Genomic DNA, 25,533 nt, shown 5'->3' with positions numbered 1-25,533 from the left:
GCCTCGTGACAGAAGCTCCATCAAGAGGTTTCCATTGTCCGTCGCCACCAGTCTAGGTGGTTTGATGCAGGTCAACCGTGGGTTGCTGCCATAGAGCGGTACGGTTGCGCCCCTGATGCTTGGCCTGGTAGAGCGCATGGTCACTGCGGGCGACGAGCTCACCCGATTGCTCGTCCGTGACCGGGTCGACCACGGTCATGCCGATGCTCAGGGTCAGCCGTCCGAACGGGCTGGCGGGATGATGGATCTCGAGGCTGGCGATGGCATCGTGGATGCGAGCGGCGACTTGCTCGGCCCCCTCCAGGCCGGTGTGGGCCAGGATGATGGCGAACTCCTCGCCGCCGTAGCGGCAGGCCGTGTCGCCCTCACGTTGCAGGCTGTCCTGCAGTGCGGAGCTGACTCGGCGCAGCGCATCGTCGCCGGCCAGGTGGCCAAGGGCATCGTTGTAGGCCTTGAAATGGTCGATATCCAGCATCAACAGCGCCAGTGGCGCACCGAGGCGGCGCAGGCGACGCCAGTCGCTCTGCAGTTGCTGATCGAAGTGGCGGCGGTTGTACAAGCCGGTCAGGCCATCGAGTTGCGACAGGCGCTGCAGTTGCGCCTCCAGTTGCAGGCGCTCGCTGTTGTCACGGGAGACGGCGATCAGGTATTCGCGATCATGCAGCTGCACCAGTTGGGTATTGATCTCGGCAGGCTGGCGGCTACCGTCGCGACGAATCAGTTCACGCTGGAATATCCGCGAGAGGTTGGCGCGTTGCGCCTGACGTGCCTGTTCCAGCCAGCGGTGAAAGTCGGGCATCAGCTTTTCCGGGTCGTCACGCAGCAGTTCGGCGAATTGTTCGGGGCGATAGCCGAGCGTGGCGTAGGTGGCCTGGTTCATGTGCAGCAACTCGCGGCTGCTGCTGTCGAAGATGAACAGGCCGTCATGGCTGGAGTCGGTCAGGTCGAGCACCAACTGCAGGCGCTCGCGATTCTCGCGCAGGCGTTGCTCGGTTTCTTCGCGGCGTTCGGCTTCCTGCTTGTGGCGTCGGTTGGCCAGTTGCAGGGCGTGGGCGCGACGACTGTTTTCCAGGGCCAGGGCCAGGGCTGCGACCAGCAGCAGGCTGATTGCCAGGCTGGCGCCGAGCACGACGCCGGGCAGCGGTGAGTCGAGCTGATCGAGCAACTGCTCAGTTGGGCTCAGGCGCAGGCTGAAACCCTGGTTGTTGAGCAGGCTCAGGCCTAGTTGCAAGCTGTGCCACTTGTTGCTGTCCGGCTCGCCGTGGCGAAACAGGCTGTGACCGTTTTCCAGCAGCTCCAGATTGAAGGCATCGCGGTCGATCTGGCTGAGCAACTGCTGCATCAATGGCTCGACGCGAAATACCCCCTGGAGGAATCCGTCGAACACGCGCTCGCCATTCTGCTCGCGGTACAGCGGGGTGTAGAGCACGAAGCCACGGCCACCCTGCACCAGGTCGAAACTGTTGGAGAAGCGCTGTTCTCCGGTCTCGCGAGCCTCCATCGCCAGGGGGTAGTTGGGGTGTTCGGGGTATAGGCGGAAATTCAGCGCTGCTTCGTTACCCGCGACCGGAAGCAGCCAGCGCATGTGCAGGTCGGGGCCGACCCACTGGATCGACTGATAGGCGGGAAAGCCACGTAGCGCGCGTTCCACTTCTTCGTCCCAGGCCGCGCGTGGCAGGCGGCCCAGGCTGTTCCACAAGCGGGCGATGCGCTCGAGGCTGGCAACTTCCAGGTGCAGGGTGCTTTCCAGTTGACGGGCGAGGCTGCGGGCCTGGTAACCCAGTCGCTCGTCAACGCGCTGTTGCTGCACGCCCTCAATCTGACGCCAGAGCAGTACGCTGGCGGCGCTCAGTACCAGCAGGAGTAAGGCCAGCGCCAGGCGCGCGGGCCAGGCGGAAGAGGCTGGCATGGGCGTGCTCCGTAGGCTGTCGCTGTGGTGATAGCACAGCGGTGCGTGGGACTCAACGCATGGCGAGAATCGCCGCCCATTCAGCATCGCTCACCGGCATCACCGACAGTCGACTGCCGCGCTGTACCAAGGCCAGTTCGGCCAGCAGCGGGTTGTTCTTCAGCTGCTGCAGTGCCAGCACCTCGTCGAAGGCTTCGACGAACTCCACGTCCAGCGCACTCCAGGGATTCTTCTCGGTGCTGACTTTGGGGTCGTGATAGTGGCTGTGCGGATCGAGCGCGGTAGGGTCGGGGTAAACCTCGCCAGCGATGCGCGCGATACCGGCGATGCCGGGTTGCGGGCAACTGGAGTGATAGAAGAAGAACAGATCGCCCGGCTTCATCGCCCGCATGAAGTTGCGTGCTTGATAGTTGCGCACGCCGTCCCAGCGTGTTTTGCCCAGCCGTTGCAGGTCGTGGATGGACAATTCATCGGGTTCCGACTTCATCAGCCAATAAGGCATGAACTTTGCTCCTGCAGGTCTGTCCGTAAACGGACGCTCGTTTGAGGGGGATCTCCGACGGCCGGTTGGCGTCGGAAATTGCACAGCGCTCTGCACTGACGGAAAATGCCCGGCTTAACGCTTGGCGTCGCCGTATTGCATACAACAATAACGCGCGACCAACGCGCGCATTGCCTTGAAGGGGGAGGCAATAGATGAAACGCAAACCAGATCTTTTGTGGGTTCTCGTCGTACTGTTCAGTCTGGGCGTGGTTACCACGGGTTACACCCAGAGCTTGTGGGAGCGCCAGAGCGACGCTCCGATCAATGTAACGCAGCAGCCCTGATTCAGCGATTCCAAGCGCCGCAAGGAGCGCGGTGCCGCATCTCTCGACTCAATACCACTTCTTGTCCGTCACCGTAGCCTGCAACGGTACGTCCCAGTTGGCCATCGCCAGTTCATCGACGCGCTGACATTCGTGCGCCAGGCCCAGCAGTGTCGGCATGTGCCAATTTTTGCGCCTATGCAGGTAGGCCAGGCTGCGGTCGTAGAACCCGCCGCCCATGCCCAGGCGCCCGCCGCGGTCATCGAAACCGACCAGTGGCAACAACACCAGATCCAGTGCCCAGACCTTGCGTTGACGCTTGGGCTGCGGGCGTGGCTCAAGGATACGAAAGCGATTGCGCGCCAGCTTTTCGTGCCGGGCAACGTGCTGGAACACCATCTTGGTGCGCGGCCAGGCGCTGAGCACTGGCAGGTAGATACGCTTGCCGCGCTTTTGCGCAGCGGCCAGTAGCGGCTGCGGATCGATCTCGCCGTCGGTGGGCAGATACAGTGCGATATGCCTGGCGCGGCGAAACTGTGGGCTTTGCGCCAGTTGGCGATACAGGTTGCGTGTGGCCAGGCGTTGCTGACTGCGACTGAGCGCACGGCGGCGCTGACGCAGCACGCGGCGCAATTGCGGGCGACTGAGAGTGGCTGGCGTAGTCATGAGATGAGGCTTGGGCGAGGCGGGTAGCAGTGTGGCAGATCACTGCTGGAAAAGATGACTTCCCGGCGTGCCGCTGTCGGTTTAGCCCTTGAACCCGAAAGTTCAAGGTGGAGGTTGCAGGAGGCGTTAAGGCTTTCCGTCAGGCGGACATGCACACCGGCCCCAACTTGCAACCCCCGTGGTTGTGCGTATCGGCTCAGGGACATCACCGACTGGCGCACACCCCAGGAAGTTGCGCCCAGTATACCTGAATAGACCCCCTTGGGGGCGGCCTGCGACGAACTGGCAGGCATGACGGCGCTCAGGAACTCGAGTCGTCGGTCAATGCATGGTCGACGCGATCAAGCAGGTCACGAACCTGCTGGCGGGTGGAGCTGGCGTCCTGATCCAGGCGTTGCTGCTTGTGCAGCAGGTCGTGGGTGATGTTCAGCGCCGCCATCACGGCGACGCGGTCGGCACCGATCACTTTGCCGCTGGTGCGAATCTCACGCATCTTGCCGTCCAGGTAGCGGGCAGCACTTTCCAGGTTGGCGCGTTCGTCCTGCGGGCAGGCGATGCAATATTCTTTGTCCAGAATGTGGACGGTCACGGTGTTCGACTGGGTCATGAGTCCTGCTCCAGGGCTTTAAGGCGCGAAATCATCGATTCGACCTTGTGCCGAGCCAATTCGTTCTTTTCGATCAGATGGGCGCGTTCCTCGCGCCAGGCCTGTTCATTCGCCAGCAGGAGTCGGTTGTGAGCCTTTAGCTGCTCGACACGCTGGATCAGGAGCTCCAGCTTGGCGGTCAATGCGTGCAAATCGGCGTCTTCCATGGGCTCTCGCTATGGGGAGGGAATGGCTGGACTATATAGGCCTGTCCCGGTGAGGGGTCAAACCACGGATGGCAGTGGTGTGATGCAGATGATGTCATCACTCCGGCGGCCTCGGATGGTCTTGCCGCGTCTGCCGGTGCTAGGATACGAGGCCTCCATTCTAGAGATTGCGCCGCCTGGCGCCTAGCTATCTATGTCGATTCCAAGCTCTCCCTACGCCGCCTTCGCCGCTCTTTTGAATAGCGCCGGGCATTCCGTTTCCCCCGCCGAACTGCATGGCCTGCTGCTCGGTCGCAGCTGTGCGGGCGCCGGCTTCGACGCCGATGCCTGGCTGCTCGATGCCGCCGACCTGCTCGGCGGCGAGCCGCAGGACAACGTGCGTCAGGCGCTGATCGGTCTGCAGGAGATGGTCAAGGGCGAGCTGTGCGGTGAAGACATCACCGTGGTGCTGTTGCTGCCGGACGACGAAACCCCGCTGGCGCAGCGTGCAGCAGCTCTGGGCCAGTGGTGCCAGGGCTTTCTCGGTGGTTTCGGTCTGACTGCTCGCGATGGCGCGCTGAGCGCCGAAGCCATGGAAGTGTTGCAGGATCTCTCGGCCATCGCTCAGGTACAGAGCGGCCTGGAGGAGTCCGAGGATGGCGAGAGCGACTACATGGAGGTGATGGAGTATCTGCGGGTCGCGCCGCTGCTGCTGTTCACCGAATGCGCCAAACCCGCTGCGCCTGCCGCCAAACCGTCCCTGCACTGATTCTTCGCCGGAGCCTGCCGTGATCAGCATCCCCAAGTCCGAATATGCCCGTCGGCGCAAGGCGCTGATGGCGCAGATGGAACCCAACAGCATCGCCATCCTGCCGGCGGCGCCGGTGTACATCCGTAACCGCGACGTCGAGCATGTCTACCGTCAGGATAGTGACTTCCAGTACCTCACCGGCTTCCCCGAGCCCGAGGCGGTGATGGCGCTGATCCCCGGCCGTGAGCATGGCGAGTACGTGCTGTTCTGCCGTGAGCGTGACCCGGAGCGCGAGTTGTGGGATGGCCTGCGCGCCGGTCAGGACGGTGCGATCAAGACTTTCGGCGCCGACGATGCCTTTCCCATCGGCGATATCGACGACATTCTTCCTGGACTGATCGAAGGCCGCGAGCGCGTCTATTACGCCATTGGCTGCAACCAGGAGTTCGATCATCGACTCATGGAGTGGGTCAACCACATCCGCGCCAAGGCCCGTCAGGGTGCGACGCCGCCGAACGAATTCGTCGCTCTCAACCACCTGCTGCACGACATGCGCCTGTACAAGTCGGCTGCCGAGGTGAAGGTGATGAAAGAGGCTGCCGAGATCAGTGCGCGCGCCCACATCCGCGCCATGCAGGCGAGCCGCGCCGGCCTGTTCGAGTATCACCTCGAAGCCGAGCTGGATTACGAGTTCCGCAAGGGCGGGGCGAAGATGCCGGCCTATGGCAGCATCGTCGCGGCCGGCCGCAATGCCTGCATCCTGCACTACCGCGAGAACGATGCGGCGCTCAAGGACGGTGACCTGGTGCTGATCGATGCCGGTTGCGAGATCGACTGCTACGCCAGCGACATCACCCGCACCTTCCCGGTCAGCGGCAAGTTCTCGCCCGAGCAGAAGGCCATCTACGAGCTGGTGCTCAAGGCCAACGAGGAGGCGTTCAAGTTCATCGCTCCAGGCAAGCACTGGAACGAAGCCCACGAAGCCACCGTGCGCGTGATCACTGCCGGGCTGGTGGAGCTGGGCCTGCTCGACGGCGATGTCGACGAGCTGATCGCCAGCGAAGCCTACAAACCCTTTTACATGCATCGCGCCGGCCACTGGTTGGGCATGGACGTGCACGATGTCGGCGACTACAAGGTGGGTGGCGAGTGGCGCGTGCTCGAACCGGGCATGGCGATGACGGTCGAGCCGGGCATCTATATCGCCCCCGACAACGACCAGGTCGCCAAGAAGTGGCGCGGCATCGGTGTGCGTATCGAGGACGACGTGGTGGTGACCAAGAAGGGCTGCGAGATTCTTACGGGCGGTGTGCCCAAGTCGGTCGCAGAAATCGAGGCGTTGATGGCTGCCGCGCGTAGCGAGGCGGCTTGAGCCCATGTCACGCGTACAGCTGGCCATAATCGGCGGTGGCCTGGTCGGTGCCAGCCTGGCGTTGGCCCTGCAGGACACGGCACGCCAGCGTGGCTGGCGTATCGCCCTGATCGAGCCCTTCGCGCCGGGCAGCGAATACCAGCCCAGTTATGACGCCCGCTCCACCGCGCTGTCCTATGGCAGCCGGCTGATCTACGAGCGTATGGGCCTTTGGCAAAGCATTGCCCAGCGCGCCGAGCCGATTCAGCAGATCCACGTTTCCGACCGCGGCCGCTTCGGCGCCACGCGCTTGCAAGCCATCGAGGAGGGCGTGCCGGCGCTTGGCTACGTGGTGGAGAACGCCTGGATCGGCCACTGCCTGTGGCAGGCGCTGGATCAGGATGTGATCGAGTGGCGCTGTCCGGCCGAGGTGGTCGCGATGCAGCGTCTGGAGGACGGTTACCGCCTGACGTTGAACGACGAAACCAGTACCGACTGCGACCTGGCGATTCTCGCCGACGGTGGGCGTTCCGGCCTGCGTGAGCAACTGGGTATCGGCGTCAGCATCAAGCCCTATGGACAGAGTGCGCTGATCGCCAACGTGAGCCCGCTCGAGGCGCATCGCGGTCAGGCCTTCGAGCGTTTTACCGATGACGGCCCGATGGCGTTGCTGCCCTTGAGCGACAACCGCTGTGCATTGGTCTGGACACGCGCCGAGGCTGATGCCGAGCGCCTGTTGCGCGTCAGCGAGGCCAGTTTTCTCTGCGAGTTGCAGCAAGCATTCGGCTATCGCCTGGGCGCCTTGCAGCAGGTCGGCGCGCGCCATCTTTACCCGCTGAGCCTGGTCGAGGCGCAGGAGCAGGTGCGACCGCATCTGGTGGTGTTGGGTAATGCCGCGCACAGCTTGCATCCCATCGCCGGTCAGGGCTACAACCTGTCGTTGCGCGATACCCTGGCACTGGCCGAGGTACTGACCGACAGCGATGCGCTCCTGGGCGATTTCGCCACGTTGCAGCGTTATCAGCAGCGGCAGCAGCTCGATCAGCACATGACCGTCGGCTTCTCCGATCAGGTAACGCGCCTGTTCAGCAACGCTCAGCCGCTGCTGACCGCAGGGCGTAATCTTGGCCTGCTCGGACTCGACCTGCTGCCGCCGGCCAAGCGCTGGTTCGCGCGGCAGGCGATGGGCATGGGAACCCGTAATTTATGACCAGCCCAGTAGGGTGCGCTGTGCGCACCAACCGGAAGCCATGGTGCGCAGGCACCCTAGGGTTTAAGGAGTGATATGCGCGCGGATCTGATCATCGTCGGTGCCGGTATGGTCGGCAGTACCTTGGCCCTGGCGCTGGAGCACTGCGGCCTGGACATTCTTATCGTCGACGGCAGTCCGCTGAGCGTGTCGCCGTTCGATGGGCAGGCGCCGTTCGAGCCGCGCGTCAGTGCGTTATCGATGGCCAGTCAGCGCATCCTCGAACGCCTGGGTGCTTGGGATGGCATCGTTGCGCGGCGTGCCAGCCCCTATGGTGAGATGCGTGTGTGGGATGGCTCCGGTACCGGCAGCATCCACTTCGCCGCCGCCAGCGTGCATGCACAGACGCTCGGCCATATCGTCGAGAATCGCGTGGTGCAGGATGCGCTGCTCGAACGCCTGCACGATAGCCAGATCGGCCTGTTGCCCGGTGCGCGCCTGGAGCAGTTGCGCCGCAGTGGCGATGACTGGCTGCTGACTCTCACCTATGGCCGCCAGTTGCGCGCGCCGCTGCTGGTGGCTGCTGACGGCGCCAACTCCGCGGTACGCCGTCTGGCCGGATGCGCCACACGTGAGTGGGATTATCTGCATCACGCCATCGTTACCAGCGTGCGTTGCGAGCGTCCGCATCGGGCCACGGCCTGGCAGCGATTCACTGACGATGGCCCGCTGGCCTTCCTGCCGCTTGATGGCCCGGCGGGTGAGCATTGGTGCTCGATCGTCTGGTCGACCGTGCCGGTCGAGGCTGAACGGTTGATGACACTGGACGACGAAGCCTTTTGCCATGAACTGACCAAGGCTTTCGAGGCGCGCCTCGGCAAGGTGCTGCATGCCGATCGCCGGTTGTGCATTCCGCTGCGCCAACGCCATGCCAAACGCTATGTGGAGCCGGGGCTGGCGCTGGTCGGCGATGCCGCGCACACCATCCATCCGTTGGCCGGGCAGGGCGTCAACCTGGGCTTCCTCGACGCTGCTGTGCTGGCCGAAGTGCTGCTGCATGCTCTGGAGCGTGGCGAGAACCTGAGTGAGGAGCGCGTGCTGAGCCGTTTCGAGCGCCGGCGCATGCCGCATAACCTGGCGATGATGGCGGCGATGGAGGGCTTCCAGCGTCTGTTCCAGGCCGACCCGCTGCCGCTGCGTCTGCTGCGCAACGTCGGCCTCGATCTGGTCGACGGCCAGGCCGAAGCCAAGGCGCTGTTCGTGCGTCAGGCGCTGGGACTTTCCGGTGATCTGCCGGAGCTGGCACGCGCTTGAGCTGACGCAACTTGTAATAACTGGCGCGTTTCGTCTCGCTGTTTACGTTGAGAAGGCAAATAACATTCACTACCATTCAGCCACTTTGCCAATCCGTAAGAGGCTGATCCCATGAAGGCTCGTAACGCGCTCCTCGCTGCATTCACTCTCGGCACCCTGGCCTCCGCCGTTCAGGCCGCTGATGAAGTGGTGGTTTACTCCGCCCGCATCGATGAGCTGATCAAGCCGGTGTTCGATGCCTACACCGAGAAGACCGGGGTCAAGGTGAAGTTCATCACCGACAAGGAAGCCCCGCTGATCGCCCGCCTCAAGGCCGAAGGCGCCAACACCCCGGCCGACCTGCTGATCACCGTCGATGCCGGCAACCTCTGGCAGGCCGAGCAGGAAGGCGTGCTGCAGCCGACCAAGTCCGATGTGATCGATGCCAACATTCCCGCCCAGTATCGTTCCAGCACCGACAGCTGGACTGGCCTGTCGCTGCGTGCGCGCACCATTTTCTACTCCACCGAGCGCGTCAAGCCGGAGGAGCTGTCCACCTACGAAGCGCTGGCCGACAAGAACTGGGAAGGCCGTCTGTGCCTGCGTACCAGTAAGAAGGTTTACAACCAGTCGCTGACCGCCACCCTGATCGAAGCCCATGGCGCGGAAAAGACCGAGGAAATCGTCAAGGGTTGGGTGAACAACCTGGCCACCGACGTGTTTGCCGATGACACCGCATTGCTGCAGGCCATCGATGCGGGCCAATGCGACGTGGGCATCACCAATACCTACTACTACGGTCGTCTGCACAAGCAGAACCCAGGCCTGAAGGTGAAACCGTTCTGGCCGAATCAGGCTGACCGTGGTGTGCACGTCAACCTGGCGGGTGCCGGTGTGACCAAGCATGCGCCGCACGCCGAGCAGGCCAAGAAGCTGCTGGAGTGGATGACCACCCCGGAAGCGCAGAGCATCTTCGCTGGCGTCAACCAGGAATATCCGGCCAACCCTGCGGTGAAACCGTCCGCTGAGGTGGCTTCCTGGGGCACTTTCAAGGCCGACACCGTGGCTACTGAAGTGGCGGGCAAGCGTCAGGCTGAAGCGACCATGCTGATGGATCGCGCCGGCTGGCAGTAAGTCCGTAACGATCTGCTGCGTGTCGACCCTGCTGCGTTGAAAGCAGCAGGGTTCAGCTCGCGCGATCGTATGACTTAAAGGTGTACCTTCGGCGATCCACGCCGCTGCCGTTATACTGCGACGCCCCGCCTAGCCGGGGCGTCGTCATTTCCGTAGTCGAGGAATCCGCGTGCCGCATCCCGTCCAGCGTCGCTGGTATCCCATCGTCCTTGCCGTCGCCGTTCTGGTGCTGATGCCGTTGTCGGTGCTGCTGCTGAGCTGGCATGAGGTGGATCAGCAGATCTGGACGCATCTGTGGCAGACGCAGATGGGCCGCCTGATCGGCAATACCCTGACGCTGGTGATCGGTGTTGGTGTCGGCGTGACCCTGCTCGGCGTCAGCCTGGCCTGGCTCACCAGCCTTTGCGAGTTTCCCGGTCGGCGCTGGCTGGACTGGGCGCTGATGCTGCCCTTCGCCATTCCCGCCTACGTACTGGCTTTCGTCTTCGTCGGCCTGCTGGATTTCGCAGGTCCCGTGCAGACGCTGCTGCGCGAGTGGTTCGGCAGCGGCTTCCGGCTGCCGCGCGTGCGTTCGACCGGTGGCGTGATCATCGTCCTGGTACTGGTGTTCTACCCCTACGTTTACCTGCTTGCCCGTGGTGCCTTTCTGGCTCAGGGCAAGGGCCTGATGGAGGCGGCGCGAGTGCTCGGGCAGAGCCCTTGGCAGGCTTTCTGGCGTGTGGCCTTGCCAATGGCGCGGCCGGCCATCGGTGCCGGTCTGGCGCTGGCGATCATGGAAACCCTGGCCGATTTCGGCGCGGTGTCGGTGTTCAATTTCGACACCTTCACCACGGCCATCTACAAGACCTGGTACAGCTTCTACAGCCTGACCAGCGCCACCCAACTGGCCAGCTTGCTACTGCTCGCCGTCGCGCTGGTGCTTTACGGCGAGCGCCGTGCCCGCGGCGCTGCGCGGCCGGCCAACGAGCGGCCAAGAGGCAAGGCGCTGTATCACCTGCATGGCTGGAAGGCCTTCGCCGCCAGTGCCTGGTGCGGTCTGGTGTTCGCTTGCGCCTTCGTCATCCCGTTGCTGCAACTGCTGGCGTGGTTCTGGCAACGCGGCCGTTTCGATCTCGATGAGCGTTACGCCGGTTTGATCCTGCATACCCTGTACCTGGGCGGCATGGCGGCGCTGATCACCGTCAGCGTGGCGATGCTGCTGGCCTTCGCCCGCCGTCAGGCGCCGAATCGCGGTGTGCGCTTCGGTGTGGCGCTGGGCAACATCGGCTATGCATTGCCGGGCTCGGTGCTGGCGGTAGCGATCATGCTGGCGTTCAGTTTCCTGGATCGCGAGCTGGTGATTCCGCTGTCCACGGCATTGGGGGGCGCCGGTAAGCCGCTGCTGCTGGGCAGCCTGGCGGCGCTGCTGGTGGCCTACCTGATACGTTTCATGGCGGTGGCGTTCGGGCCACTGGAAACCAGCCTGGCGCGGATCCGCCCATCCCTGCCCGAGGCTTCGCGGAGCCTGGGCGTCGGCGGTTTCGGGCTGTTCTTCAAGGTGTACTTGCCACTTTTGCTGCCGGGCACCTTGTCGGCCGCGCTGCTGGTATTCGTCGACGTGCTCAAGGAAATGCCGGCGACCTTGCTGATGCGCCCCTTCGGCTGGGACACCCTGTCCGTGCGGGTATTCGAGATGACCAGCGAGGGTGAGTGGGCGCGCGCTGCGCTGCCTGCCCTTACGCTGGTATTGGTCGGTCTGTTGCCGGTGATTCTGCTGATTCGTCGCTCGGCGCGCAGTTTCGGCTGAGGGTGGTGGTGTCTACTGGCGCTCAGAGCTGGGTGGGTCTCCCTCGCAGGTAGGGTGTACCGGGCGGCGATCCGTTCGCGAAGCAGTACACCATTGGGCTCGATGGCAAGTTGTGGCGCCTTGGCGAATTGTTCGCTGGCGCTCCTGAGCTCGCCCTACGCTCCGCGCGACCTTTGGTCAGATGACCCCCGCCGACCTTGCGGCTACAATGCGCGCCATTCGCGAGCCGGGTAACCCGGCAGACGTGTCGAGAAGCGTAAGCGAGGCCGCCAGTGCAAGGCGCAGACAGGTGAAAAAGCGGAGTGTGCTTTTGCACATGAGCATTTTGAACCTGGTTGCAACGCCGCAATGGCAACGCAGCTAGCTTCTCGGGGGTCTGAATCGCTTCGCCAAGCCCGGAAGGAGATACCCATGGGACAGCGTACCCCCCTCTATGACCTGCACCTGGCGCTGGGGGCCAAGATGGTGGATTTCGGCGGCTGGGACATGCCGCTGCACTACGGTTCGCAAGTGGAGGAGCACCATCAGGTGCGCCGCGAGTGCGGCGTGTTCGACGTCTCGCACATGTGCGTGGTGGACGTCAGCGGCAGCCAGGCGCAGGCCTATCTGCAACGCCTGCTGGCAAACGATGTGGCGCGCCTGCAGGGCATCGGCAAGGCGTTGTACAGCGCCATGCTCAACGAGCAGGGCGGGGTGATCGATGACCTGATCGTTTACCGCAGCGCAGACGGTTATCGCCTGGTGGTCAACGCTGGTACACGCGACAAGGATCTGGCGTGGATGCACGCTCAGGCCGCGGACTTCGACGTGCAACTGCGCGAGCGCCGCGACCTGGCCATGCTCGCCATCCAGGGGCCCAAGGCCCGCGTGCGCACGGCGGAGCTGGTGACCCAGGCTCGCGCTGCCCTGATCCAGGAGCTCAAGCCGTTCGAGGGACTGCCCGAAGGTGACTGGTTCATCGCCCGTACCGGCTACACCGGCGAGGACGGCCTGGAAATCGTGTTGCCGAGCAGTGAGGTGGTGTACTTCCTCAATGAGCTGGTCGGCGCGGGGATCGCCCCCATTGGCCTGGGCGCGCGCGACACCCTGCGGCTGGAGGCCGGCATGAACCTCTATGGCCAGGACATGGACGAGAGCGTATCTCCGCTGGCTGCCAACATGGCCTGGACGCTGGCCTGGGAGCCTGTCGAGCGTGATTTCATCGGCCGAGCCGCTCTGCAGGCGCAGCGCGCTGCCGGTTGCCCGAGCAAGCTGGTTGGTCTGGTGCTGGAGGAGCGTGGCGTGCTGCGTGCCCACCAGGTGGTGCGTGTCGAAGGTGTCGGTGAGGGTGAGATCACCAGTGGCAGCTTCTCGCCGACGCTGAACAAATCCATCGCTCTGGCCCGGGTGCCTGCGGCCACGGGGGATCGCGCCGAGGTGGAAATCCGCGGCAAGTGGTTCCCGGTGCGCGTGGTCAAGCCGAGCTTCGTGCGCCACGGCAAGACGCTGATCTGAACATCGGCTGCGGCGCGAGCTTCCCCTCTCGTCGTGGCCTGCTAAATTGTCCTGACGGCCCACTTGCCGTCATCGCTTACGAGGAATGAGACATGAGCAATATCCCCGCCGATCTGCGTTACGCCGCCAGCCATGAGTGGGCGCGTCTGGAGGCCGATGGCAGCGTGACCGTGGGCATTTCCGACCACGCTCAGGAAGCCCTCGGCGACGTGGTGTTCATCGAGCTGCCGGAAGTCGGCAAGCAACTGAGTGCTGGCCAGGAAGCCGGTGTGGTCGAGTCGGTTAAGGCTGCCTCGGATATCTATGCACCGGTTGGCGGTGAAGTGATCGCCATCAACGAAGCCTTGGCCGACAGCCCGGAAAGCGTCAACAGCGATCCCTACGGCAGCTGGTTCTTCAAGCTCAAGCCGAGCGATGCCAGCGAGCTGGATAAGCTGCTCGATGCCGCTGCCTATCAGGCTGCTGCCGACGCCGACTCCTGATCGCGCCCGCAGCATCGACAAAGACCCGCCTCGGCGGGTTTTTGCTTTTATGGCACTGGCTGGATGTAGCTCGCCAACCACGCTGGCAGTTTTGCCTTCGTCCGCCACCTGGTTTCACTGCGACCGTCGGTCGCCTTGGCTAACGCTCTTCAGAAATACAATATATATTTTTATATATTGTATTGATTGAAGGTGTTCCATGGTCGATTCCCTCGACATCCAGCAACTGCGTGCCAATGCCGATGCCGCCGGGCAGTTGCTCAAGGCGCTGGCCAATCCGGATCGTCTGCTGCTGCTTTGCCAGCTTTCCCAGGGTGAACGCAACGTCAGCGAGCTGGAGGCGCAGCTTGGTATTCAGCAGCCAACGCTGTCGCAGCAACTGGCCGTACTGAGGCGCGAAGGATTGGTCGAGACCCGGCGTGACGGCAAGCAGATCTTCTACCGCATCAGCAGTCCGGCCGCGCTCGCGGTGATCGAGACGCTGTATCGCCTGTTCTGCGAGGGGCAGCAATGAACGTCGATTGGGCCAATTTCACACCTTGGAGCGCCCTGGCTGGTGGCGCGCTGATCGGTTTGGCGGTGGCGCTCTTTGCCCTGGCCAACGGCCGCGTCGCGGGTATCAGCGGCCTGCTGGGTAGTGTGTTGCAGCGCGGTGCCGAGGGGCGTGGCGAGAAAGCCCTGTTTCTCCTTGGCTTGTTGCTGGCGCCCTTGCTCTGGCTGGCGTTCGCCGACCTGCCGCCAGTGCGCTTCGAGGGCGGCACGTTGAGTCTGGTCGTCGCCGGACTGCTGGTGGGCCTTGGTACCCGTTATGGCTCTGGTTGCACCAGTGGTCATGGCGTGTGCGGCGTTTCTCGTCTTTCGCCACGCTCGCTGGTGGCCACGCTGTGTTTCATGGCCAGTGGCTTCGTCACGGTGTTCGTGCTGCGCAACCTGCTGGAGGGCTGATCATGGCCAGGTTCAGTGCATTCGTGGCTGGCTTGCTGTTCGGTTTCGGCTTGCTGTTGGCCGGTATGGCTGACCCGACCAAGGTGCTGGCTTTTCTCGATCTGGCTGGCAACTGGGATCCGTCCCTGGCGCTGGTTATGGCAGGTGCCATCGCTGTTGCAATGCTGCCGTTGAAGCTGGCGGACAAGCGTTCCCGGGCGTTGTTGGGCGGCGCCATGCAGTTGCCGACTCGCCGTGATCTGGATGCCCGGCTGATCGGTGGCAGCCTGCTGTTCGGTGTGGGTTGGGGTATCGCCGGTATCTGTCCGGGCCCTGCGCTCACCTTGTTGCTCGCTGGCCACTGGCAGGCGTTGTTGTTCGTGGCGGCGATGCTGGTGGGGATGCTGATCTTTGCCGCGCTGGAGGGCCTGCGCGGGCGTTGCTCTGGAGGTGCTCGATGAAGAGCAATGTTGGAACCCTCGACCGTAGCCCGCGCATTGCTGTTGGCCTGATCCTCATTGCTCTGAGGTTGGCCACCGGCACTTTCCGCTACTGTCCGGCTTATCCGCTGCCGGGCATCGATACCTGCACGCGCAAATCCTGATCAACCGGGAGTCGCCATGTCCGCCGTCATCACCCCCTTCTTCGATTCGGCCACGTTCACCTACAGCTATGTGGTCAGTGATCCGGCTACGGGCCGTTGCGCCATCATCGATTCGGTGCTCGATTACGACCCCGCTTCGGGGCGTACCTCGCATGCCGGTGCCGAGCGCATCGTCGAACATGTCCGGGCCCAGGGGCTGGCGGTGGACTGGCTGCTGGAAACCCATGTGCACGCCGATCATCTGTCTGCCGCCCCCTATCTCAAGCAGGCGCTGGGCGGTCGTCTGGCCATCGGTGCGCAGATCACCCAGGTGCAGAGCACCTTCGGCAAGCTGTTCAATGCGGGGAGCGCGTTCGCTTGCGACGGCAGTCAGTTCGATCAGCTGTTCAGCGATGGCGAATGCTTTCGCATCGGTGGCCTGGAGGTTCGTGCGTTGCATACGCCAGGGCATACCCCGGCCTGCATGACCTACGTGATCGGCGATGCGGCTTTCGTCGGCGATACGCTCTTCATGCCGGACTACGGCACCGCACGTTGCGACTTCCCCGGCGGCGATGCCCGCGTAATGTATCGCTCGATTCAACGGTTGTTCGGTCTGCCGGATTCGACCCGACTGTTCCTCTGCCACGATTACAAGGCGCCAGGGCGCGAGCATTTTCAGTTCCTGAGCACAGTGGCCGAGCAGCGCGCGCACAACGTGCATGTGCACGAAGGCGTCGGCGAGGACGACTTCGTCGCCATGCGCACCAAGCGTGATGCGACGCTGGGCATGCCGACGTTGATCCTGCCGTCGGTACAGGTGAACATGCGCGGCGGCGAACTGCCCCCGCCGGAAGACAACGGGGTGCGTTATCTCAAGGTGCCCTTGAATGTCCTTTGAGCCCTTGCGCGGCTATTTGCGCAATTCGGCCAGCGCCGATCTGATCGCGGCGCTGCTGGTCTCTCTGCTCCTGGTGCCGCAGGCGCTGGCCTACGCGCAGTTGGCCGGCTTGCCAGCGGTTGCCGGGCTATACGCGAGCATCCTGCCGCTGGCGGTGTATGCCTGGCTCGGTGGCAGTGCCGGTGTGGCGCTGTCGTTGGGGCCGGTGGCGATTCTTTCACTGATGACCGCTGCCGCCCTGCAACCGCTCGGTTTCGCCGGTAGCGCCGCATACATGGCCGGAGCGGTCATGCTGACGGCACTGGTCGGGTTGTTCCTGCTGGCGATGAGCCTCCTGCGCCTGGGTGTGCTGGCCAATTTCCTCAGTCACCCGGTGATTGCCGGGTTCGTCAGCGGCTCGGCGATTTTGATCGCGGCCAGCCAGCTGGGTCATCTGCTCGGTATTCGGGGCGCGGGGCAGAGCCTGCCGGATTTGCTGCCTTCGCTGTGGGCGCAACTCGATCAGGTGCATTTGCCGACCTTGTTGCTGGGGCTGGGCAGTGTCTGCTTCCTGCTGGCCCTCAGGCAGTTGCATTGCTGCGGTTTGCCGGTACGCCTGGCCGGTTGGCTGGTGCGCCTTGGGGCGCTGTTGCTGGTGCTGCTGGGCATTGCCGCCAGTGCTCTGTTTGGCCTGGAGTCGCTGGGCGTACGCGTGGTCGGGACGGTGCCAGCGGGGTTGCCGCCGTTGACCCTGCCGCCGCTCGATCTGCAATTGCTGCGCGAGCTATGGCCGGCGGCGTTGCTGATCGCACTGGTTGGCTTCGTCGAGTCGGTTTCCATCGCTCAGAGCCTTGAGGCGCGCCGGCGGCGTTCGGTCAATCCCGACCGGGAGTTGCGCGGCCAGGCTGGGGCCAACCTGGCGGCGGCCTTCACCGGCGGCTTTCCGGTGGCAGCCAGTTTCTCGCGTTCTGCACTGGCGCTGGAAACGCCGGTAGCCACGCCGCGGGTCGGCTTGTGGGTCGCGGCCCTGATGCTCGGCGCCGCGCTGGGCCTGGCGCCACTGTTGCAGCACCTGCCACAGGCAGTGCTGGCGGCGAGCATCCTGGTTGCGATTCTCGGTCTGATCGACCTGCGTACGCTGCGTCGAACCTGGCGCTACTCGCGGCAGGACGGCGTGGCGCAACTGGTCACCCTGGTCGGTGTGCTCGCCCATGGCGTCGAGGCTGGCATCGTTCTCGGCGTCGGTCTGTCGCTGTTGCTGTTTCTCTGGCGCACCAGCCGGCCGCATATCGCGGTGATCGGTTTGTTGCCCGGCAGCGAGCATTTCCGCAACGTCGAGCGTTTCGACACGCTCGACAGTGCCACGGTGTTGTCGCTTCGGGTCGACGAGAGCCTGTATTTCCCCAATGCCCGTTATCTGGAGGAGCGCATTGCCGAACTGGTTGCGGCACGGCCGCAGGCGCGGCATGTGGTGCTGCAGTGCTCGGGGGTCAACCTGATCGATGCCAGCGCCCTGGACTCGCTGGAGACCATCGGCGCTCGCCTGGCCAGCGCCGGTTTGCAGTTGCACTTCTCCGAGGTCAAGGGCCCGGTGATGGACAGGCTCAAGCGTTCGGACTTTCTCGAGCGCTTCGGCGGGCAGGTGTTCGTCAGCCAGTACCAGGCGCTGGCGACGCTCGATCCTGAGTTGATCGCCCGAAGTAGAGCGCTCTAAGCGGATTTGTTGCAAATTCTTAACGTGCCGGGTGGGGCTTGATCTGGGTCAAGCCCAGGGCAGTGGTTGGCGCGCATGGTCGAGGCATAACCAGATAAGCCAACACCTGAGGAGATATCACCATGCGCACGCTGAGCCTGCTGGCCGGTATGTGTCTGGGCGCCAGCGCCTGGGCCAATGTACCGGTCAACGAACCCGTGGAGCCCATCGCCCCCGCCGAGATCACCGACCCCGCCAAGGTCGAGCTGGGCAAGCAGCTGTTCTTCGATCCGCGCCTGTCGCGCTCGGGCTTCATTTCCTGCAACTCCTGTCACAACCTGTCGATGGGCGGCAGCGACAACCTGCCCAGCTCCATCGGTCACAACTGGCAGCAGGGGCCGATCAACTCGCCTACCGTACTCAACTCCAGCCTCAACCTGGCGCAGTTCTGGGACGGTCGCGCCGCCGATCTCAAGGAGCAGGCCGCCGGCCCCATCGCCAACCCGAAGGAGATGGCCTTCACCCACATTCTCGCCATCGACGTGCTGCGCTCGATCCCGCAATACCGCGAGTCGTTCAAGGCGGTGTACCAGACCGACGAAATCACCCTGGACGAAGTGACCGATGCCATCGCCGAGTTCGAGAAGACCCTGGTCACGCCCAACTCGCGCTTCGACCTGTGGCTCAAGGGCGATGCCAAGGCCATCACCCAGACCGAGCGGGAGGGCTATGAGTTGTTCAAGTCCATTGGCTGTGTGGCCTGCCACAATGGGCCGGCGCTGGGCGGCAACTCGTTCCAGAAGATGGGACTGGTCGCACCCTATGAAACCAGCAACCCCGCCGAGGGCGTGGCCGGCCTGACCGGCAAGGACGCCGACCGCTTCAAGTTCAAGGTGCCGACCCTACGCAACGTAGAGCTGACCTATCCCTACTTCCACGACGGTGCCTACTGGAAGCTGGAGGAGTCGGTGGACATCATGGCGCGCCTGCAGCTGGGTCGACAGCTGAGCGAGGACGAGATCGGCAAGATCACCGCCTTCCTCAAGACCCTGACCGGTGAGCAACCAAGCTTTGCCCTGCCGATCCTGCCGCCGTCGAACAACGATACGCCGCGTCCGCAGCCGTTCGAGTGAGTTGATTGGTAATGAAAACGCCCGGCATGTGCCGGGCGTTCATAGATGTAGGGCGGGTGAAAGCCGCCAGCAGCGGTACGGGTTGCGCCCGCCCTACATGGTTCAGCGCCCTTGCGGCGCCGGCTGCTGCTGGGTGATGCAGTGGATATTGCCGCCACCGAGCAGAATCTCGCGGCCCGGCACCATCACCACGCGATGCTCGGGGAAGATGCGCTGGAGAATGGCGCGGGCCTCTTCGTCCTTCGGGTCATCGAAGCTCGGCGCGACGATGCCGCCGTTGACGATGAGGAAGTTGACATAGGAACCGGCCAGGCGAACCTCCGGGCTGCGCTCCTGGCTGCCATCGACGATATCGACGCCCGCGCACTCTTCGGCCGTGGCGTGGATCGGGCCGGGAATCGGCATCTTGTGCACGGTCAGTTGGCGGCCCTTGGCGTCGCGAGCGCTTTCCAGCACGCTCATGGCGGCCTGGCAGCGTGGGTAGTTGGGGTCATTCTGATCCTCGGTCCAGGCCAGCAGCACTTCGCCGGGGCGTACGTAGCAGCAGAAGTTGTCGACGTGGCCATCGGTTTCGTCGTTGAACAGGCCGTCCGGTAGCCAGATCACCGTGTCGACGGCCAGGTGTTCGCGCAGCACGGTTTCGATCTCTTCACGTGACAGGTGCGGGTTGCGGTTTCTGTTCAGCAGGCACTCTTCGGTGGTGATCAGAGTGCCTTCGCCATCGACATGGATCGAGCCACCTTCGAGTACGAAGCCCTCGGTGCGGTAACGCTTGCAGCCTTCGATTTCGAGAACCTTGCGTGCCACCTGGTCGTCACGCAGCCAGGGCCAGTACAGGCCACCGTCGAAGCCGCCCCAGGCGTTGAACGCCCAGTCCACGCCGCGCACTTCGCCGCTGGCGCTGGTGACGAAGGTCGGGCCGGTGTCGCGCACCCAGGCGTCGTCGGTGGTGATTTCAACCAGGCGGATATTGGCGTCGTCCAGGCGCGCGCGGGCGTTTTCATACTGCGCTGCGGACACGCAGACGGTCACCGGCTCGAACTGGGCAATGGCCTTGGCCACCGCGGCGAAGGCGGCCTGTGCCGGCTTGCCGCCGTTGCGCCAGTTGTCCGGGCGCTCGGGCCAGACCATCCAGGTCTTGCTGTGGGTTTCCCATTCCGCCGGCATGCGGAAGCCATCGGCGCGTGGAGTCGTGGTCAGAGTGGTCATATTTCGCTTCCGTAGAGTGCGCCATGCGCACCGGCAAAGTGTTTGTAGGGCTAGGTGCGCACAGCGCACCCTACGGGATCGAGGGTGTTTCACCGTCGAGCGTGGAAAGCGGCCAGTATAGGTTCGGCCGGCGGTCGCGGAACACACCCCAGGCGGTGCGGATCTTCTCCAGCGCGTCCAGATCGAAGCTGTGTAGCGCAATGCCTTCCTCGGTCTGGTTCAGCTCCTTGACCTTCTCGCCGTACTGATCGGCAATGAACGAGCTGCCATAGAAGGTGATGTCGTAGCCGTCCTGTTCTTCGCGTCCGATGCGATTGCTGGCTACCAGCGGCATCACGTTGGCGCCGGCATGGCCTTGCTGTACACGCTGCCAGTGCTCACGCGAGGTGATGTTGGCATCGTGCGGTTCGCTGCCGATGGCGGTGGGGTAGAAGAGGATTTCCGCACCCATCAGCGCCATGCTGCGTGCGCACTCCGGGAACCACTGATCCCAGCAGATACCTACGCCGATGCGTGCATAGGCGGTGTCCCAGACCTTGAAGCCGGTATCGCCTGGGTTGAAGTAGTACTTCTCGTGGTAGCCAGGGCCGTCCGGGATATGGCTTTTTCGATAAATCCCGAGATTCGTGCCGTCGGCATCGAGGATGGCGATGCTGTTGAAGCGGGCCCGTCCGGCGCGCTCGAAGAAGCTGATCGGCAGCACTACCTTCAGCTCCGCGGCGACCTTCCGGAAGTGCGCGATGGCCGGGTTTTCCTCCACCGTGGTGGCCAACTGGGTGTAGTCGGCGTTGGGCTTCTGGCAGAAGTAGGGGGCCTCGAACAGCTCCTGGATCAGGATGATCTGGGCACCCTGGGCTGCCGCCTGGCGCACCAGTTTCTCGGCATTGGCGATGTTGGCGGGGGTATCCCAGGAGCAGGCCATCTGGGTCGCAGCGACGGTAACGATACGGGACATGGAGCACCTCTTGGCTCGTTCGCAGGCCGCTCCGGCGGCCCATTCAGAGTGCCATGGCTGAACATCGACCAGGGCGGGATGCTCGATTTATATCCGATAAATATCGGCATTAGAAGGTGCTTTTGGTCGGATGAGTGAAATTAATACGATTTTTATCGAATTTATATTGGCTCGGGCCGTGGGTGTCGCTGGTGCGCCTAGAGTGCGTGCAGCGATCGGCCACGCCGTCAGATGCCATCGGTGCGCACGCCGCACCCTACGGGGGATTACGCCAGTGGTGCAGGTCTTTTCGGCAGCGCGGCCGGCAGATACAGGCCCAGGTAGGCGTCGAATACGCGCATGCCTTCTTCGGCCAGGCGCGGGGTGATCTCCCCGTGCAGTTGCACCGAGCGGGCGTAAACACGATCCCCCAGGGACATGGCTAGGGTGAATACGTCGATATCCATCGGCAATTGCGGCAGTGGGAAGTGCCGCTCGAACAGCGCCCGCATCAAGCGGCCCAGCTCCAGATCGTGCTGGTGATCCGCCTGGGTCACCTCGGCCAGACCATGCTGGGCGAGGATCAGCTGCCGTGCGGCGGCATCCTTGGCGTAGATGGCCAGCATGCGTTGCTCGACCAGGCGTGACAGGTCATGCCAGCTATGCAGGTTGGCGTGATCGACCGGTTCGAGCAGGCTGCCACGGAAGGCTGCGTGCACATCCGCAGTCAGCCCTTCGAGCAGGGCCGGCACGCTGGCGAAGAAGTGATACACCGAAGACGGCGGAATACCGGCTCGTTCGGCCACCGTATAGACCGACAGGTTGGCCATGCCCTGCTCGGCCAGCAGTTCGCGGGCAGCCGCGAGGATCACGGCGATACGGGCCTGGCTGCTGGCGCGCGGCTTGCGGGGGCTGGCGGGGCGCGACATGGCGAGTTCCTCGGTGGGCGAGGCGCTATTGGACGTCAGCTGGCGCCGGCGAGGCAAGCCTCGCGGCCGTCAACTGCCTTCGCGGAAACGCTGCCAGACGTTGCTGCGTACCTGCGCGTGTTTTTCCGAGAGCACTTCCAGCGGATACAGGCGGCGTTTGGTGTCCTGATCCGGATACAGGCCGGGTTGTTCCAGCAGTGCGCTGTCGATGAACTGCATGGAATCGGCATTGCCGTTGGGGTAGAGCGTCTCGGCGGTGATCTGGGCGATCACCTGAGGCTGCATCAGGTAGTCGATGAAGCGGTGGGCGAGATCCGGGCGGCTGGCATTGGCGGGAATCACCAGGTTGTCGATGAACAGCACCGAGCCTTCGTCCGGCACCACGAAACGTACCGGCTGACCCGCCTGCGCGGCGGCGAGGGCATCGCCGACCCAGGCCATGGCCAGGCACAGGCGGCCATTGTTGAGGTCTTCGATATAGCGTTCGCTGTCGACGTAGCGCAGGTTCGGGCGCAGTGTGTCGAGCACACCACCTGCGCGCTCGATGCGGCTCGGGGCGCTGCGAGCGAGGCTGCGTCCCTGGTAGTTGAGCAGCAGCGACAGGGTTTCATCCGGCGCATCCAGCACGCTGATGCCGCAACTGGCCAGGCGCTTGCTCTGTTCGGCGTCGAACAGCAGGCTCCAGCTGTCCGGCAGCGGCCCGCCATAGGCGGCTTCGGCTTTGGGTGTATTGATCGCCAGGCCGACCGCGCCCCACAGGTAGGGCACGGCATGACGGTTCTGGGGGTCGACCGCCGCCAGCTTGCTCAGCAGCTGTTTGTCCAGGTGCGTACGGTTGGGGAGCAGGTTGAAATCCAGTGGGCGAATGCGGCCGCCTGCGATCAGCCCTGGCAGGTCATTGTGCGAGGGCACGGCGATGTCGATGGGCTGGCCGCTGCTCAGCGCTGCGCCCAGCTCTTCGGCGCTGGCGAAGGTGTGGTACTCGACCTCGATACCGGTGTCGCGGGTGAAGTTTTCCAGCACCTGCGGCGCGATGTAATCGTTCCAGTTGTAGACACGGATGCTGTCGGCGGCCTGAGCCAGGCCACAGATCAGGCCCAGCAGGACGGCGGCAATAGCGCGTTGCATGAGTAGCTCCCCGATGGATGAAGGCAACAGTATCCGGCGGCCTTGGTCGCCGGAGGTTGATTCATGTCAGCGGAGTCGCCGTGCGGCGAACCGCTGGCCCCGGTGCAGAGCACCGGAGCAGGCAGTTGGCAGTTAGCAGGCAAAAAGAAGCCGGCTCTATTCAGGCCGTGTGAAAACTACTGCGCTCGGTCGTGCTGCGTTAAAAACAGGCTCAGAATGCTCATTTACTGCTTGTAAACTGCGCTTCTTCGCCTGTTTTTGCCTTGCCTGACCTTCGCTCGCTACGTTTTCACATGGCCTTCTACGGCCGGCTTTCTCGGTTTTACACGGTATGCAGGTACCAGTTGTACTCGAGGTCGGAGATGGTGGTCTCGAACTCCTGCAGTTCGGCTTCCTTGCACGCGACGAAGATGTCGATGTACTTGGAGTCGATGTATTTGTTCATCACCTCACTGTCGTCCAGCTCGCGCAGCGCGTCACGCAGGTTGTTCGGCAGGCTGGGTTCGAGCTGCTCGTAGGAGTTGCCTTCGATCGGCTCGCCCGGTTCGATCTGGTTGGTCAGGCCGTGGTGGATACCGGCGAGGATCGAGGCCAGCATCAGGTAGGGGTTGGCATCGGCGCCGGCCACGCGGTGTTCGATGCGCACGGCATCCGGGCTGCCGGTGGGGATGCGAACGGCCACGGTGCGGTTGTCCAGTGCCCAGCTTGGTGCGTTGGGAACGTAGAACTGCGCGCCGAAGCGGCGATAGGAGTTGACGTTGGGGCAGAGGAACGCCATCGACGCGGACATGGTGTCGAGAATGCCGCCGACGGCATGGCGCAACGAAGAGTTCTCCAGCGGATCTTCGGCAGCGAAGATGTTCTTGCCGGTCTTCTTGTCCAGCAGCGAGATGTGCACGTGCAGACCGTTGCCCGCCTGGCCCGGATAGGGCTTGGCCATGAAGGTGGAATCCATTTCATGGTCGTAGGCGATGTTCTTGATCAGGCGCTTGAGCAGCAGGGCGTAGTCGCAGGCCTTGATCGCGTCTTCGACGTGATGCAGGTTGACTTCGAACTGCGCCGGGGCGCTTTCCTTGACGATGGCGTCGGCCGGGATGTCCTGCTCCTTGGCCGCTTCGAGCATGTCCTGCAGGCAGTCGACGTATTCGTCGAGGTCGTCGATCAGGTAGACCTGGGTGGAGTGCGGGCGCTTGCCGGAGATCGGCGAGCGTGGCGGCTGCGGGCGGCCGTTCACGTTCTCCTGGTCGATCAGATAGAACTCCAGTTCGAAAGCTGCGCAGATACGCAGGCCCAGTTCGTCGAACTTCTGCACCACCTGGCGCAATACCTCGCGTGGGTCGGCGAAGAAAGGCGTGCCGTCCAGCTCGTGCATGGTCATCAACAGTTGCGCGGTCGGACGCTTCTGCCAGGGTTCGTTGCACAGGGTATTGGGGATGGGGAAGCAGATACGGTCGGCGTCACCGATGTCCAGGCCAAGGCCAGTGCTTTCGACGGTGGAGCCGTTGATGTCGAGCGCGAAGAGTGAGGCGGGCAGGTTGATGCCTTTCTCGTACACCTTGTGAAGAGCGTTCCGGTCGATGCGCTTGCCGCGCACCACGCCATTCATATCTGCAATAAGAAGGTCGACGAACTGGACCTCGGGATGTTCCTTGAGGAACGCGTTCGCTTCGTTAAGCTGAACGGCACGCGGGGGTACCGACATGATGCAACACCTTTTTGTTAAATATATCAATCATGCGACTGCATGGGTGTGAGTCAATCCGAAACGCACTTTACTGTCAAGCTGGCCCCATGATGCCCTGTAGTGGGGCGTGATGGCCATTTTTGGGGCATTTCAAGGCCTTTCAGAGGGCCTCAGCCGGCGATCTTTCTGGGTGCTCAACGGGGTGTGTTCAATTTTTTACAGAGCTATTGTGTAAAAAAATGAACAAGGCTAAGCTCGGTTCAAACCCATAACAGCAATAATACGGGTGTCTCATGTTTCGCCTGCCGATTATCGGCGTCAGCGCTTGTGCCAGAACCACCGGTCACGCCCTTTCTCCCCTCACTGACGAGGTGAGCATTTGTTTCATGCGAGTTGGCGTGGGTGGCATGTCCCCTATCGTCGAGGCGTGGCAGCGTCCTTCTCCGGCGGCTTCAGCGCCGTTCAGCGTATTTTCTCGAGTCTTCCAGTTACCCGCTACCCTGCACCATAGCGCAGGTGACGCTTCGCTGCTGCGTGGCGCACGAGCTGGCGCGTGCTATGCAACACGCAAGCGTCGTGAACGATTGATATTGTCTGCGCTAGACCGCGAGCTAGACACGTCGTGCTTTGTTCGCGAAGGCGAAGGCTTTTCTTTCGATGGAGTGAAAAGCCAGGTGCCGGAGGTGCTGCGCCCCTAGTAGCATCCACTCGAATATCTCGCCTTCTTCCAGGCCTTTGGTGAGGCTTGCAGGGAGAGGGCGGGGCAACGCTGAACCAGCTAT

General features: G+C 63.3%; 26 protein-coding genes and 1 other RNA gene. 16 read left to right on the top strand and 11 right to left on the bottom strand.

Annotated features, from left to right (window positions below):
* Positions 1–52 precede the first annotated feature (52 nt).
* Together C7A17_RS08405 and C7A17_RS08400 are read right to left on the bottom strand one after the other, a co-directional pair.
* Entirely contained in the window at positions 53–1,909 is a 1,857-nt protein-coding gene (locus C7A17_RS08405) for a sensor domain-containing diguanylate cyclase (RefSeq protein WP_106737606.1), read from the bottom strand.
* 52 nt (positions 1,910–1,961) lie between these two features.
* Positions 1,962–2,411: an EVE domain-containing protein gene (locus C7A17_RS08400; RefSeq protein ID WP_106737605.1), complete on the bottom strand. Its 450-nt coding sequence runs from the start codon at positions 2,409–2,411 to the stop codon at positions 1,962–1,964.
* Positions 2,412–2,605: 194 nt separating this feature from the next.
* Between C7A17_RS08400 and C7A17_RS27185 the strand changes: the two genes are divergently transcribed.
* A complete protein-coding gene (locus C7A17_RS27185; protein WP_013713530.1) occupies positions 2,606–2,737 on the top strand; it encodes a hypothetical protein in 132 nt (43 codons plus the stop codon).
* 48 nt (positions 2,738–2,785) lie between these two features.
* On the opposite strand, the gene C7A17_RS08395 is transcribed toward C7A17_RS27185, so the two are convergent.
* From C7A17_RS08395 to C7A17_RS08380, 4 genes are all read right to left on the bottom strand, one after another.
* Complete coding sequence (locus C7A17_RS08395) at positions 2,786–3,382, bottom strand: 5-formyltetrahydrofolate cyclo-ligase (protein ID WP_106737604.1); 597 nt, start codon at positions 3,380–3,382, stop codon at positions 2,786–2,788.
* A 55-nt stretch (positions 3,383–3,437) separates the two neighbouring features.
* A non-coding RNA gene (ssrS, locus tag C7A17_RS08390) (6S RNA) lies at positions 3,438–3,616 on the bottom strand.
* Between the two features lie 67 nt (positions 3,617–3,683).
* A complete protein-coding gene (locus C7A17_RS08385) occupies positions 3,684–3,989 on the bottom strand; it encodes a cell division protein ZapA (protein WP_106737603.1) in 306 nt (101 codons plus the stop codon).
* Complete coding sequence (locus C7A17_RS08380) at positions 3,986–4,195, bottom strand: TIGR02449 family protein (RefSeq protein ID WP_074857487.1); 210 nt, start codon at positions 4,193–4,195, stop codon at positions 3,986–3,988. Before C7A17_RS08380 ends, C7A17_RS08385 begins: the two co-directional genes overlap by 4 nt.
* 193 nt (positions 4,196–4,388) lie before the next feature.
* On the opposite strand from C7A17_RS08380, the gene C7A17_RS08375 reads away from it, so the two are divergent.
* The 15 genes from C7A17_RS08375 (at position 4,389) to C7A17_RS08305 (ending at position 18,867) form a co-directional block, all read left to right on the top strand.
* Complete coding sequence (locus tag C7A17_RS08375; RefSeq protein ID WP_106737602.1) at positions 4,389–4,943, top strand: YecA/YgfB family protein; 555 nt, start codon at positions 4,389–4,391, stop codon at positions 4,941–4,943.
* A gap of 19 nt (positions 4,944–4,962) precedes the next feature.
* Positions 4,963–6,297, top strand: coding sequence for a Xaa-Pro aminopeptidase (gene pepP, locus C7A17_RS08370; protein ID WP_106737601.1), 1,335 nt, complete (start codon positions 4,963–4,965; stop codon positions 6,295–6,297).
* A 4-nt stretch (positions 6,298–6,301) separates the two neighbouring features.
* Positions 6,302–7,486 carry a 2-octaprenyl-6-methoxyphenyl hydroxylase gene (gene ubiH, locus C7A17_RS08365; RefSeq protein WP_106737600.1) on the top strand — a complete coding sequence of 395 codons (1,185 nt, stop codon included), beginning with the start codon at positions 6,302–6,304 and terminating at the stop codon, positions 7,484–7,486.
* Positions 7,487–7,561: 75 nt separating this feature from the next.
* Entirely contained in the window at positions 7,562–8,779 is a 1,218-nt protein-coding gene (locus C7A17_RS08360; protein WP_106737599.1) for a 2-octaprenyl-3-methyl-6-methoxy-1,4-benzoquinol hydroxylase, read from the top strand.
* 111 nt (positions 8,780–8,890) lie between these two features.
* Complete coding sequence (locus C7A17_RS08355; RefSeq protein WP_106737598.1) at positions 8,891–9,892, top strand: extracellular solute-binding protein; 1,002 nt, start codon at positions 8,891–8,893, stop codon at positions 9,890–9,892.
* A gap of 169 nt (positions 9,893–10,061) precedes the next feature.
* Positions 10,062–11,678 (top strand): ABC transporter permease, encoded by a 1,617-nt coding sequence (locus C7A17_RS08350; RefSeq protein WP_106737597.1) that lies wholly within the window; start codon positions 10,062–10,064, stop codon positions 11,676–11,678.
* Positions 11,679–12,089: 411 nt separating this feature from the next.
* Complete coding sequence (gene gcvT, locus C7A17_RS08345; RefSeq protein WP_106737596.1) at positions 12,090–13,172, top strand: glycine cleavage system aminomethyltransferase GcvT; 1,083 nt, start codon at positions 12,090–12,092, stop codon at positions 13,170–13,172.
* 92 nt (positions 13,173–13,264) lie between these two features.
* A complete protein-coding gene (gcvH, locus tag C7A17_RS08340; RefSeq protein ID WP_106737595.1) occupies positions 13,265–13,654 on the top strand; it encodes a glycine cleavage system protein GcvH in 390 nt (129 codons plus the stop codon).
* Between the two features lie 199 nt (positions 13,655–13,853).
* A complete protein-coding gene (locus C7A17_RS08335) occupies positions 13,854–14,168 on the top strand; it encodes an ArsR/SmtB family transcription factor (RefSeq protein WP_106737594.1) in 315 nt (104 codons plus the stop codon).
* Positions 14,165–14,599 carry a YeeE/YedE family protein gene (locus C7A17_RS08330; RefSeq protein ID WP_106737593.1) on the top strand — a complete coding sequence of 145 codons (435 nt, stop codon included), beginning with the start codon at positions 14,165–14,167 and terminating at the stop codon, positions 14,597–14,599. The genes C7A17_RS08335 and C7A17_RS08330 overlap by 4 nt, the downstream gene beginning before the upstream one ends.
* A 2-nt stretch (positions 14,600–14,601) precedes the next feature.
* A complete protein-coding gene (locus C7A17_RS08325) occupies positions 14,602–15,039 on the top strand; it encodes a DUF6691 family protein (protein WP_106737592.1) in 438 nt (145 codons plus the stop codon).
* Complete coding sequence (locus C7A17_RS08320; protein ID WP_106737591.1) at positions 15,036–15,182, top strand: YgaP family membrane protein; 147 nt, start codon at positions 15,036–15,038, stop codon at positions 15,180–15,182. Before C7A17_RS08325 ends, C7A17_RS08320 begins: the two co-directional genes overlap by 4 nt.
* Before the next feature lie 16 nt (positions 15,183–15,198).
* Positions 15,199–16,062: an MBL fold metallo-hydrolase gene (locus C7A17_RS08315; protein ID WP_106737590.1), complete on the top strand. Its 864-nt coding sequence runs from the start codon at positions 15,199–15,201 to the stop codon at positions 16,060–16,062.
* Positions 16,052–17,755: a SulP family inorganic anion transporter gene (locus C7A17_RS08310; protein WP_106737589.1), complete on the top strand. Its 1,704-nt coding sequence runs from the start codon at positions 16,052–16,054 to the stop codon at positions 17,753–17,755. The genes C7A17_RS08315 and C7A17_RS08310 overlap by 11 nt, the downstream gene beginning before the upstream one ends.
* A gap of 122 nt (positions 17,756–17,877) precedes the next feature.
* Positions 17,878–18,867, top strand: coding sequence for a cytochrome-c peroxidase (locus C7A17_RS08305; protein WP_106737588.1), 990 nt, complete (start codon positions 17,878–17,880; stop codon positions 18,865–18,867).
* A 102-nt stretch (positions 18,868–18,969) separates the two neighbouring features.
* On the opposite strand, the gene aguA is transcribed toward C7A17_RS08305, so the two are convergent.
* The 5 genes from aguA to C7A17_RS08280 all read right to left on the bottom strand — a co-directional run bounded on the left by aguA (position 18,970) and on the right by C7A17_RS08280 (position 24,769).
* A complete protein-coding gene (gene aguA / locus C7A17_RS08300) occupies positions 18,970–20,076 on the bottom strand; it encodes an agmatine deiminase (RefSeq protein ID WP_106737587.1) in 1,107 nt (368 codons plus the stop codon).
* Between the two features lie 70 nt (positions 20,077–20,146).
* Positions 20,147–21,031 (bottom strand): N-carbamoylputrescine amidase, encoded by an 885-nt coding sequence (gene aguB, locus C7A17_RS08295; RefSeq protein ID WP_106737586.1) that lies wholly within the window; start codon positions 21,029–21,031, stop codon positions 20,147–20,149.
* Between the two features lie 266 nt (positions 21,032–21,297).
* On the bottom strand, positions 21,298–21,939 hold the full coding sequence (locus C7A17_RS08290; protein WP_106737585.1) for a TetR/AcrR family transcriptional regulator: 642 nt from the start codon (positions 21,937–21,939) through the stop codon (positions 21,298–21,300).
* Between the two features lie 69 nt (positions 21,940–22,008).
* On the bottom strand, positions 22,009–23,067 hold the full coding sequence (locus tag C7A17_RS08285; protein WP_106737584.1) for a polyamine ABC transporter substrate-binding protein: 1,059 nt from the start codon (positions 23,065–23,067) through the stop codon (positions 22,009–22,011).
* A 322-nt stretch (positions 23,068–23,389) separates the two neighbouring features.
* Positions 23,390–24,769 carry a glutamine synthetase family protein gene (locus C7A17_RS08280; RefSeq protein WP_106737583.1) on the bottom strand — a complete coding sequence of 460 codons (1,380 nt, stop codon included), beginning with the start codon at positions 24,767–24,769 and terminating at the stop codon, positions 23,390–23,392.
* Between the last annotated feature and the right edge of the window lie 764 nt (positions 24,770–25,533).

Source organism: Pseudomonas mendocina, from assembly GCF_003008615.1.
In the GTDB taxonomy this organism is placed as follows: Bacteria; Pseudomonadota; Gammaproteobacteria; order Pseudomonadales; family Pseudomonadaceae; genus Aquipseudomonas; species Aquipseudomonas mendocina_C.
This window is presented reverse-complemented; position numbering and strand designations above follow the sequence as displayed.

What these genes read in the sequence shown, in the direction of transcription:
- C7A17_RS08405 (WP_106737606.1), bottom strand. Translation starts at nt 1,909, where the DNA reads ATGCCAGCCTCTTCCGCCTGGCCCGCGCGCCTGGCGCTGGCCTTACTC.
- C7A17_RS08400 (WP_106737605.1), bottom strand. Translation starts at nt 2,411, where the DNA reads ATGCCTTATTGGCTGATGAAGTCGGAACCCGATGAATTGTCCATCCAC.
- C7A17_RS27185 (WP_013713530.1), top strand. Translation starts at nt 2,606, where the DNA reads ATGAAACGCAAACCAGATCTTTTGTGGGTTCTCGTCGTACTGTTCAGT.
- C7A17_RS08395 (WP_106737604.1), bottom strand. Translation starts at nt 3,382, where the DNA reads ATGACTACGCCAGCCACTCTCAGTCGCCCGCAATTGCGCCGCGTGCTG.
- C7A17_RS08385 (WP_106737603.1), bottom strand. Translation starts at nt 3,989, where the DNA reads ATGACCCAGTCGAACACCGTGACCGTCCACATTCTGGACAAAGAATAT.
- C7A17_RS08380 (WP_074857487.1), bottom strand. Translation starts at nt 4,195, where the DNA reads ATGGAAGACGCCGATTTGCACGCATTGACCGCCAAGCTGGAGCTCCTG.
- C7A17_RS08375 (WP_106737602.1), top strand. Translation starts at nt 4,389, where the DNA reads ATGTCGATTCCAAGCTCTCCCTACGCCGCCTTCGCCGCTCTTTTGAAT.
- ubiH (WP_106737600.1), top strand. Translation starts at nt 6,302, where the DNA reads ATGTCACGCGTACAGCTGGCCATAATCGGCGGTGGCCTGGTCGGTGCC.
- C7A17_RS08360 (WP_106737599.1), top strand. Translation starts at nt 7,562, where the DNA reads ATGCGCGCGGATCTGATCATCGTCGGTGCCGGTATGGTCGGCAGTACC.
- C7A17_RS08355 (WP_106737598.1), top strand. Translation starts at nt 8,891, where the DNA reads ATGAAGGCTCGTAACGCGCTCCTCGCTGCATTCACTCTCGGCACCCTG.
- gcvT (WP_106737596.1), top strand. Translation starts at nt 12,090, where the DNA reads ATGGGACAGCGTACCCCCCTCTATGACCTGCACCTGGCGCTGGGGGCC.
- gcvH (WP_106737595.1), top strand. Translation starts at nt 13,265, where the DNA reads ATGAGCAATATCCCCGCCGATCTGCGTTACGCCGCCAGCCATGAGTGG.
- C7A17_RS08335 (WP_106737594.1), top strand. Translation starts at nt 13,854, where the DNA reads ATGGTCGATTCCCTCGACATCCAGCAACTGCGTGCCAATGCCGATGCC.
- C7A17_RS08330 (WP_106737593.1), top strand. Translation starts at nt 14,165, where the DNA reads ATGAACGTCGATTGGGCCAATTTCACACCTTGGAGCGCCCTGGCTGGT.
- C7A17_RS08325 (WP_106737592.1), top strand. Translation starts at nt 14,602, where the DNA reads ATGGCCAGGTTCAGTGCATTCGTGGCTGGCTTGCTGTTCGGTTTCGGC.
- C7A17_RS08320 (WP_106737591.1), top strand. Translation starts at nt 15,036, where the DNA reads ATGAAGAGCAATGTTGGAACCCTCGACCGTAGCCCGCGCATTGCTGTT.
- C7A17_RS08315 (WP_106737590.1), top strand. Translation starts at nt 15,199, where the DNA reads ATGTCCGCCGTCATCACCCCCTTCTTCGATTCGGCCACGTTCACCTAC.
- C7A17_RS08310 (WP_106737589.1), top strand. Translation starts at nt 16,052, where the DNA reads ATGTCCTTTGAGCCCTTGCGCGGCTATTTGCGCAATTCGGCCAGCGCC.
- C7A17_RS08305 (WP_106737588.1), top strand. Translation starts at nt 17,878, where the DNA reads ATGCGCACGCTGAGCCTGCTGGCCGGTATGTGTCTGGGCGCCAGCGCC.
- aguA (WP_106737587.1), bottom strand. Translation starts at nt 20,076, where the DNA reads ATGACCACTCTGACCACGACTCCACGCGCCGATGGCTTCCGCATGCCG.
- aguB (WP_106737586.1), bottom strand. Translation starts at nt 21,031, where the DNA reads ATGTCCCGTATCGTTACCGTCGCTGCGACCCAGATGGCCTGCTCCTGG.
- C7A17_RS08290 (WP_106737585.1), bottom strand. Translation starts at nt 21,939, where the DNA reads ATGTCGCGCCCCGCCAGCCCCCGCAAGCCGCGCGCCAGCAGCCAGGCC.
- C7A17_RS08285 (WP_106737584.1), bottom strand. Translation starts at nt 23,067, where the DNA reads ATGCAACGCGCTATTGCCGCCGTCCTGCTGGGCCTGATCTGTGGCCTG.
- C7A17_RS08280 (WP_106737583.1), bottom strand. Translation starts at nt 24,769, where the DNA reads ATGTCGGTACCCCCGCGTGCCGTTCAGCTTAACGAAGCGAACGCGTTC.